This window comes from Chamaesiphon sp. VAR_69_metabat_338 (genome assembly GCF_031423935.1).
Taxonomy (GTDB): Bacteria; Cyanobacteriota; Cyanobacteriia; order Cyanobacteriales; family Chamaesiphonaceae; genus Chamaesiphon.
Genome location: NZ_JANPGM010000014.1, coordinates 1 through 5,893, shown reverse-complemented (window position 1 = coordinate 5,893; position 5,893 = coordinate 1). Strand labels below are relative to the sequence as shown.

Below are 5,893 nucleotides of genomic sequence, written 5' to 3'. Positions count from 1 at the left end.
CTCCGCCAAATTGGTGCGGCATAGGTACCGCCGGTGACACCTTGACCCAGAGGGGTAAAGTCATCTTTGCCAATCCACACAGAGGCGGCTAACTGGGGCACGTAGCCGACAAACCAGACATCTCGTTCGGAAGAGGTCGTTCCGGTTTTTCCGGCGGCGGGACGGCCAGGATAGGCTTCTTTACCAGTACCACTACTAACTACTGATTGAAGGGCACTATTGATTTGGGCTGTCGCCCAGGGATTGAGGACGAGCTGCGGTTGGGGAGTATTATCTAGCAAGATATTACCTTCGCTATCGGTGACGCGCAAAATTGTGGTCGTTTCTGATTGCCACCCATTGCTCGCAAATGTCGCAAAGGCACCAGCCATTTCGACCGGAGTCACCCCGACGGCACCCAATGGCAAGGATACCACTGGCTCGATCGGGCTTTTGATTCCCAGCGTCCGGCAAGTTTGGATGACTTTATCCAAACCGACTTCTTTCCCCATTTTGACGGCGGGGACGTTGGTGGAATTCATTAGTGCCGTGCGTACGCTCATGGCACCAGAGTAGCCGCCGCCGTAGTTACGAGGTGAATAGTAGCCACCGCCGTCGCGATAGCGGACGGGGGCATCGTAGACGGTGGATTCTGGCGAAAATTTGCCAGTGGCAAAAGCGGTGTAGTAAACAAAGGGTTTGAATGAGGAACCGGGCTGCCGATTGGCATACATGGCGCGGTTAAAATTACTCTTCTTGTAATCGACGCCGCCCACCATTGCTTTGATAAAGTGCGTGCGCGGATCGATCGCCACCAGACTGATTTGGTACTTGCTGCGTCCCAAGCGATCGTAAGCATTTTGGACGACTTTTTCGGCGGCGATTTGGAAGTTATAGTCGATCGTCGTTTGAATCCGCATCCCGCCTTTGCGGACGGTTTCGCGCCCAAAGCGTTGGTTGAGTTCTTCGATCGCGGCATCGGTGACGTAAGGCAATCTACTCGTTTGCCAAGTCTTGATTTTACCGAGTTTGAGCTTGTACTCTTTAGCTTTTTTCTCCTCGGCTGGTGTAATCCAGTTCAGTTCTACGAGCCTTGCCAAAACTTGTTCCTGGCGTTTTTTGGAGACTTTATAGTTGATAAAGGGACTGTACTTTTCGGGTGCAGCGATCGCGCCTGCCATCATCGCGCCTTCGGCAAGATTGAGATCGGAAGCATGTTTGTTAAAGTAGCTTTGGGAGGCAGTTTCGACGCCATAATTATTGTGTCCCCAGTAAACTTGATTGAGGTACATTTCCAAAATCTCGTCTTTGCGGAAAATTTGCTCTAAGCGAATCGATAAGACTGCTTCGGCTAACTTTCGGCTAAATTGTTGTTTTTGGGAAAGGAATAAGTTTTTGATCAACTGCATCGTGATCGTCGAACCACCCTGACTGACACTTCCTTTTTTGAAGTTGGCACTCAGCGCGCGACCGACCCCGGTCAGATTGACCCCTTGGTGATAGTAGAATCGATCGTCTTCGATCGCTAGTAGCGCGCGTTTCAGGTTGGGCGAAATCCGGTTGAGCGGTACGACTTCCCGATTGGCTTCGTCGTGAAGGCTGGCGAGTTGTACCCCTTTGATATCGTAGATATAGGTAGTTTCCGTCGGCGCATAACTACGGAGGACGCGGACGTCCGGTAAGTTGCGAAAACTAATTGCCAAGCCGACCAATCCACCAGCGACGATCGAACTAGCAAGCATAGTGACGCCTAAGATCGTCCCGCCCGCAATTTGCCCGATCCCGCCGAAGAAGTTACCCTTTTTGGGTTTTGGCCCCATCGGTTCGGGTTGCTGTTCTGGGTTCTGTTTTTTTAAAGCTCTAGAAGACACTAGGATCTTTCTCTCTTAAAATTAGGGACAATCAATTCCGAGTGGACGCTGGCGATCGATGCTGTAGCAATCGTAGACGATTTGTCGCCGCTGCCGGTGGAGTGGTAGCTAGAAATATCGATCGGGATCTAAAAATATTTCAGTTTTGGTAAATAACTATAATAAGCTTAACTTGCAACTATTTCGAGATCCGTTCGATTTTCATCCTTAATATATGACTGTGAGTGTATCCGTGCCAGACTCAAATCGGTTCGAGTGGTTATTTCGGGGCGTGAGTGAGATTTTCCCCCATCAACCTCAGTCGATCGATCCGGCAGAAAATCTCGCTACTCGACTGGCGCAAACCGACCGACCATTGCGGGTGAAGCTGGGGATCGATCCTACTGGCGCAGATATCCATCTCGGTCATAGTATTCCCCTGCGCAAGCTCCGAGCGTTCCAAGATGCCGGACATACGGCGGTACTCATTATCGGTGACTTTACCGCCCGGATCGGCGATCCGACGGGGAAATCGGAAGTCCGCAACCAATTGACTCCCGCCCAAGTGACCGCCAATGCCGAGGCTTATCTCGATCGCGTGCGCCCGATCCTCGATTTTGAGACGCCGGGACGCCTGGAAGTCCGTTACAACTCGGAATGGTTAGCCAAGTTAGATCTGGGTCAAACCCTCGAACTGCTATCGACGATGACCGTCGGTCAAATGCTGGCCAAAGAAGGCTTCGCGCTCCGCTACGAGCAAGAAACACCAATTTTCATCCATGAATTTCTCTACCCCTTGATGCAGGGCTACGATTCGGTCGCCGTCCAGGCTGATGTCGAACTCGGCGGCACCGACCAAAAGTTTAATTTAGTTGTCGGGCGAGATTTGCAGCGTCATTTTGGCCAAACGCCGCAATTTGGTTTGTTGATGCCGATCTTGCTCGGTACCGACGGGGTGCAAAAAATGTCCAAATCTCTAAATAATTATGTGGGCTTGGGCGAGGATGCCCTGAGTATGTACTCCAAGCTAGAGAAAACGCCCGACAACATCATCAAAGATTACTTTACGCTCCTGACCGACCTAGAGATCGTTGGCGGAGCCTCTCAGCATGAGAATCGCCTGCCAGCGAACCCCAGAGAGGCGCAGAAACTCTTGGCTTTAACAGTAACTACTCAATATCACGGACAAGATCGAGCCGCTCAAGCCCAAGCCGACGCGATCGCCCTAGTTACCAAACCAGGTCAAAATGCTGGTGGCGACAGCATCCCCGAATTTTCATTAGCGGCTGTGAGTTTTCCTGCCAAGATCTTCCAACTTTTAGCGGCTAGTGGGTTGTGTTCTGGTAGTAACGATGCCAAGCGGCAAATTCAAGGCGGTGCGGTTAAATTGAATGGAGAATCGATCGCAGATATTGAATTAACCTATGACGATGCATCTTCACTAGTCGGAAAAGTATTGCAGGTTGGCAAAAAACGGTTTAAAAAGTTAGTAGATTAGTCTCGATCGACTTATCCTGGTGAATCGATCTTTACTCCCAACAACGCCCGATTGCTTCAAAATCATCGAGAAGGGTAAAAATTTCTCGAACGTAATCTTTGGTCGTCCACTGATTTGCCCTTTTCAAACCACTGTCGATGAGATTTTGACGCAGGATAGAGTCTGTAAATAGAGTATTTATAGCAGCAGCAATTTCCTCCGGATGCTTGGGATCGACGAGTACAGCGGCATCCCCTAATTGCTCTGCTGCGCCGGAGACATTGGCGGCAATAACCGGACATCCCAACGCCATCGCTTCGAGTGGCGGGAGATTATCCGGGCCAAAAAACGACAGAAAAATTAGGGCAAAAGCATTGCGATAGAGTGGTGCCATATCTGCTTGCGGCACGAATCCCAGGAAAGATACTTGTGCTGATAGGTCTAGCTCCTGCACGATCGATTTAACATAGGATTCATTGCCTTTGTCAGAGCCAACTAAAACTAATGGTAGTGCTAGATTGTATTTTTCTTTTAAACATTTAATCGCTAATAGCAAATTGACATGATTCTTGTGCGGCCAAAATTGAGCCGGATAGAATAAATATCGATCGGGAAGATTGTAGGCGATCGAGATATCTCGATCGTCTGGCGGATCGGTTAATGCCAATTGCGGTGTGAAAAAAGGAATTACCCTAATTCTCTCGGCAGGAACCTGATAAAATCTTTGAATTTCTGCCTTACCCGTCTCTGTTCCGGTAATAATAAATGCCGCACGGCTCAACATTTTGGCATAAAATTTCTCCCGTTTGTCCCATTCACCAGAGGCACTAACTTCGGGGAAATATGATTGAAGTTTATGTTGTAAATCCCACACCGTAGTGATGTAAGGATATTCCATAGTAGGGCAATTGGGTGTTAGCGATAAAATGATGTCGATTCGATCTGTTTTGAATGAATTTAATGTATATTGTTTGTGCCAGCGTTCGACTAAATAATTACCGATCGAGTCCGATAATCCATATGCTATATTTCTTGCCAAGCCTAATATTTGCGACTTAACCTCTTGTTTGGCAGTAATTTGAGTAGGCACTGTCTGAAGAGTAGGATCTAATCTATATTTCGATCCCGGTCGATTTGATGCGTACAAAACAAATGTATGTTTACTTTCAGCATAGGATTTTAATAGGGTATCGAGTAACTGGTGCTCAAAAGTATAACTTCCCCCAGTTTCAGGGGTATAGCTACTCACAAATAAAGCTACTTTCATTTAATTTCTAACTAAAAAATAAACGCCCCAGGTATCGAGTCCCGCTTGTCGATCGGTCAACCACTCTCGACAATCGACGATCTGCATTTGTAATTGGCTTAATAATAATTCTAATTCGGGCTTAAATAAGTAGCGCATAGTGTGGGTTTCGCTCAGTTCATCGATCGCACTACTAGTTTTGTCTTTAACGAACGCATGATAATTAACATCTACTAAATTTTCGTTCGGATACACGATCGGTTCGGCAATTCGTGTTACTTGAATCGAGTCATTTTCGAGCCGCTTAACTCTCACCGTTGGCGGATCGCTCAGGACTGTAGGGCCATACCAGACATCAAAGATAAATAATCCCCCTGGCTTGAGATGCATTTTTGCTGTCGTAAATGCCGCCAGTAAATCTGCATTAGTAGTTTGATAACTAATGACATGAAAGAGCGAGAGCACCACATCAAACTGACGATTCTCATGCTGAGAGGCTACGCCAACGAATCTGACTTGTCGGAGATCGCCTTGACTAAATTCTAATCTTGTTGCTAATTCTGGGGCGAGTCGATCTCGGCGATCGCGGGCATGTTGTAACATCTCTGCACTCAGATCTACCCCGCAAACGCGATAGCCTTCCTTGGCTAATAACATCGCATGATTGCCAGTTCCACAGCCGAGTTCGAGGATAGTAGTTGCAGCTGGTGCGTTAGCTCGAATCAATTGATGAATAAACTGAGTTTCACCAATGTAGTCTTTATCCTGATATAACAGATCGTAATAATGCGCATAATTACCAAACACAGTCACGATCGTACTCCATTAGTTAATTTAAAATAAAACCCGTGATAGCAAGGGACATCTACCTCAGGGTGGAAGGGAATATAACACTTGTCTACATTATCTTCCCAGCTATCGATTAGCTCATAGCCAATTAAGGTAAATGACTGGATAAACTCACTCCAATTAAATATATACTGCGGATAAAAAACTTTCCCTCCATTCTGAAGCGTGACAATCTTTTTCCCTTCATACAATCCTAGTCTATTAATTAATAGGTGCTGGGGTTTTCGATCTAAAGCATTCATTTTATCAGTGATGTCCGATTGGTGATACTGAATCGATCCAGATGCCAAAAAAATATCGCTACCACTAGCTAATTGCAAATCAGTAGTAAAAGTCAATCGCGGATCTCGATTTTGCGATCTGCCAAGTTTAACTATTTCTGGCAGATCGCAGACAATCCAGCTCAAGTTACTGGGAAAATCAAGGTAATTGGCATAACTTAAAAAATGAATCCCTAAATTACCACCAAAGTCAAAAATCTCGATCGGATCG

General features: G+C 46.8%; 5 protein-coding genes. 1 reads left to right on the top strand and 4 read right to left on the bottom strand.

What is annotated here, in order from left to right; translation table 11 throughout:
- On the bottom strand, window positions 1-1,850 hold a 1,850-nt coding region (locus RMO84_RS00495; protein WP_396135730.1), incomplete at its 3' end, for a transglycosylase domain-containing protein.
- 214 nt (window positions 1,851-2,064) lie between these two features.
- Between RMO84_RS00495 and tyrS the strand changes: the two genes are divergently transcribed.
- Complete coding sequence (gene tyrS / locus RMO84_RS00490) at window positions 2,065-3,327, top strand: tyrosine--tRNA ligase (RefSeq protein WP_310486450.1); 1,263 nt, start codon at window positions 2,065-2,067, stop codon at window positions 3,325-3,327.
- Between the two features lie 31 nt (window positions 3,328-3,358).
- Here tyrS and RMO84_RS00485 read toward each other — a convergent pair whose 3' ends face one another.
- The 3 genes from RMO84_RS00485 to RMO84_RS00475 form a co-directional block, all read right to left on the bottom strand.
- On the bottom strand, window positions 3,359-4,573 hold the full coding sequence (locus RMO84_RS00485) for a glycosyltransferase family 4 protein (protein ID WP_396135729.1): 1,215 nt from the start codon (window positions 4,571-4,573) through the stop codon (window positions 3,359-3,361).
- Entirely contained in the window at window positions 4,574-5,365 is a 792-nt protein-coding gene (locus tag RMO84_RS00480) for a class I SAM-dependent methyltransferase (RefSeq protein WP_310486448.1), read from the bottom strand.
- On the bottom strand, window positions 5,362-5,893 hold a 532-nt coding region (locus RMO84_RS00475), incomplete at its 5' end, for a methyltransferase, TIGR04325 family (protein WP_310486447.1). The genes RMO84_RS00475 and RMO84_RS00480, both read right to left, overlap by 4 nt.